4 protein-coding genes are annotated in these 2,901 nt (G+C 31.5%); 1 reads left to right on the top strand and 3 read right to left on the bottom strand.

Going from position 1 to position 2,901, the window contains the following annotated elements; all coding sequences use genetic code 11:
* From ABZA26_RS11605 to ABZA26_RS11595, 3 genes are all read right to left on the bottom strand, one after another.
* Window positions 1-244, bottom strand: a 244-nt coding sequence (locus tag ABZA26_RS11605; protein ID WP_372714685.1) for a hypothetical protein, incomplete at its 3' end; no start/stop codon positions are given.
* Window positions 245-270: 26 nt separating this feature from the next.
* On the bottom strand, window positions 271-771 hold the full coding sequence (locus tag ABZA26_RS11600; protein WP_372714684.1) for a cobalamin adenosyltransferase: 501 nt from the start codon (window positions 769-771) through the stop codon (window positions 271-273).
* A gap of 487 nt (window positions 772-1,258) precedes the next feature.
* Window positions 1,259-1,762 carry a ferritin-like domain-containing protein gene (locus tag ABZA26_RS11595; protein ID WP_372714683.1) on the bottom strand — a complete coding sequence of 168 codons (504 nt, stop codon included), beginning with the start codon at window positions 1,760-1,762 and terminating at the stop codon, window positions 1,259-1,261.
* Between the two features lie 615 nt (window positions 1,763-2,377).
* On the opposite strand from ABZA26_RS11595, the gene ABZA26_RS11590 reads away from it, so the two are divergent.
* The coding region (locus ABZA26_RS11590; protein ID WP_372714682.1) for a ZIP family metal transporter at window positions 2,378-2,901 on the top strand (524 nt) is incomplete at its 3' end.

The raw sequence follows: 2,901 nt of genomic DNA, 5'->3' as shown, positions 1-2,901 counted from the left end.
TCCCCTCTTCATCAACAAAATCATCTATAAGAGTCTCTCTGTCTCCCTTCCAAAAATCAAGCCATGTGGGAAAATACATCAGATGTATTCCTCTAATATCGACCGACTTAAATATTGAGACAGGATAATAGGAACCTGCCATTGTTTCTATTCCATCAAATCCAAGATCAGAAGCATATTTATTGATATTATTTTGAAAAAAATCTATGTTTTTATCTGATGGTATAAAACTAAGCAATTTCATAAAATTATCCGCCTTTAATACTGACTTTATTTTCTTTTAGGAATCAAAACCACTGGAATTTCCTCAACATTATTTTCATAATTTATACACAGAGCCATATTATAAAAGATATCGCTGAACATATTTAGGGACTCTTCTATCTCACAGGCCTCGAATGCTATTTCACTTTTTGCCTTGGAAAACATTCGGGATATTTTTTTTGACAAAGCCCTGCAGATATGTAGATTTCCAGCTAAAAGACCTCCCTGAGGCAATATAAATAAGTGCTTTCTGATTTTTTTACCTTTTTTATCATATCTATTTTTTATCTCTTTTAGCATTAACTTGTCCTCTTTTACAAAATCACAATTATCTCTCAGCTTCCCCATAAGTCTGTAGGTAAGGTTTAATATTTTTAAAAGGTCTTCTTTCATAATTTTATTTTCACACTGACCAAAAGCCTGTCCTGCAAAGGAGGAAAGTATATCTATCTCATCTGTCAGATCACAAACTTTACTTTTATAGCAGATATCTGGAAAACAATGCATAGTTGCTCCTTTCTGATTTTTAATACTGTCAATAAACTAAACTGTCTACCTAATTAAACTTTATCAGAAAAAACAACTCAAAACAAATTAATATATTTTAAGTAATAAATTTAAAATGTTTTCATCAAGTCACATAAATATCTGAATAATATAAATTTTATGTAAAATACCAGTTTGAACTTATCTTTATTTCTTTTTAAATGACATCCCCGGCTACGCCGGGGATGTCCATATCTTAGCTTAGAAGTTATATTTTGCTCCTACATAATAACTTCCTCCATAGCCACAATCAACAACATCTTGTAGCTTATCCAAAATATTAAAAAAATCGGACCCCACAAGATCAGAATGATGGCAGTAATTTATTCTGGAAAAATAGAAAAATATTTTATTTAAAAAGGGGCTCCGGCTGGAACCCCAATAAATGAAAAGAAATATAATTTATGCATAATACGGAAAGGACCCTTTTAATTCTTTATTATAAAAATTAACTCTTAAACCTTTCCCTCATAATTTCAATATCTTCGAAAATTGCCTGAAGATCCTCTTCGTGTTCCTCTTCCTGTTCCAATATTTTAAGTGCCATATTATAAGTTACCATATCTTTATCCTTTGTAACGTCCATTATATTTTTATAGACACTTATGGCACATTGTTCACCTTTAATATTTTGTTTTAATATCTCTTCCACATATGGATCAGACGGAGCATCATAGCCACAATGAGTTTTTTCTAGTATTTCTTCAAAAGAAATTGGTGGTGTCCCTCCTAATTGGATTATCCTGTCACTGACCCACTGTGCATGAGTAAATTCCTCAGTGGCATGCTGCATTAGTTCTGCAACTGTAGCCTCTCTCATAGGTCCTTTTACAACCTGTGCTCCTATCCAATACTGGTAGTATGCAAGCCATTCGTCTGCATAGGCGCTGTTCAGTAATTTTAGAAGCTCGTCTACATCTAGATCTACAATCTCTCTACCTCTTGTTCCCATTTAAAATCCTCCTTTTACCCACAATAATATTTTTTACACCAGTAAAATCAAACCTGAAAATATCTTTTATAAGTGTGCATATGCACTTTTAAATATACATCCATTTATTCTTCTTGTCAATAAAACAGAATAACTTTTCGATAATATATTAAATTAAGATTGTCTCATTATATGAAGTTCGTCTAAACCAGATCTTGAAAGGCCAATCCAAACTATCTTTAACAGAATTCAAATAATCGATAATAAAAATTTAAAAGGATATTCTGTACATTCTTCTAATTTAATATTGAAATCCTTTTAAGATAAATGGACTTAATAAAATTCAAAATTACGGTGTTCGGGACTATAATTTTATTTTTTTTGAAAAATCTAGCCATTAAAAATGTAAATATATTATCTTAAAATCTCAAAATTATGTGTCATATTCAAGGCAAGTTAAAATTTTAAAACTAAATATACTATTCTATAGTATTTTCCACAAGCAGAATAAAAGAATTAAAAAAATTGAGAAAACTATGATACTGGAAAAATTTTATGCCCGATAAAGAAACTGTATGACAAAATAGTCCAGTTATCGAAAATAAATACCAAATATTAGAAAAGGAGAGGGTAAGAATGGAGCATATGTTCTGGATAGCATTCTTTTGGAGTTTTTCCGCTGCTGTTGTTACATCTGCGGGTATTTATTCAATCCGCCATTTTTCAGAGTGGGGAAAAAAGAACACCACATATTTTATATGTTTTGCTGTTGGCGTCATTATTTCAGCATCATTCCTTCATATTATCCCAAAATCCTTTTCAATGAATCCCCAAGCTCCCAAATATCTTCTAGGAGGATTTTTTGGACTTCATATATTCAACCGCTTCTTAACTGCCTTTGTTTGTGAAAAAGACCCGGAAAAATCAGAATATAACATTGGTCTCATAACTATTCTGGGTATTAGTTTGCATTCCTTTATCGACGGATTTATTTATTCAATTTCTTTTAGTGTAAGTATTTTTACAGGATTTTTAGCCACTACAGGTATGGTCTTGCATGAATTCCCTGAAGGCATAATCACTTATCTGATATTAATTAAAAGTGGATTTAGCGAACGTTCCTCTTTCCTTATGTCCTTTTTAGCCGCAGCCCTTACAAC

This window comes from Ilyobacter sp. (assembly GCF_041583315.1).
Lineage (GTDB): Bacteria > Fusobacteriota > Fusobacteriia > Fusobacteriales > Fusobacteriaceae > Ilyobacter.
This window is presented reverse-complemented; position numbering and strand designations above follow the sequence as displayed.